Here is a 595-nt window from a genome sequence, read left to right as displayed (position 1 = left end):
GCTCGTCGCCGTGACCGTGCCGATCCCCCGGGCCACCCCGGCGCCGTCGAGCCGCGGCGCGGACTCCTCGCCCGTCACCCGGCTCCCGCTCCGCCGCACCGAACCACGGGCCACCGAGCACACCCTGCGGAGCTGACCACAGAGCCAGGCACCCAGCCGGACACGGCGAAGCCGGCCCGTCCTTCCGGGCCGGCTTCGCCGTGTCTGACGTGGGGACGCGTACGGGGGGCGGTGTGGTCAGCGCGCCTCGACGACCACGGTCTTAGCCACCTTGTCGTGCAGGCACTGCCGGAAGGGCTTGTCCCACAGCTGCCACAACGAGTTGAGCAGCCAGAACAGCGTGCCCAGGAGGATGGGTTGGGCGATGCCGGGCAGGGCGTACACCGCGGCCCGCGACCAGCCCTTGCCGCGCGGGATGTCGCCGTCGGCCAGCACGGCCACCCGGATGCGAGCCGCCTTCTTGCCGAGCGTCTGGCCGTCGTGGGCGAGCATGGCGCCCTCGTAGCCGAAGTAGACGATGAACGTGATGACGGCGCTGATCGCGGTCTTGCCGATGTCCGGGTCGTTCGGGTCGTCCATCGCGGACTGCAACGCG

General features: G+C 71.9%; 1 protein-coding gene. It reads right to left on the bottom strand.

From position 1 onward, the window contains the following. Nucleotides 1-237: 237 nt before the first annotated feature. Nucleotides 238-595, bottom strand: a 358-nt coding sequence (locus KUM32_RS38550) for an RDD family protein (RefSeq protein ID WP_217146460.1), incomplete at its 5' end; no start/stop codon positions are given.

Source organism: Streptomyces sp. AC627_RSS907 (genome assembly GCF_019049165.1).
This window is presented reverse-complemented; position numbering and strand designations above follow the sequence as displayed.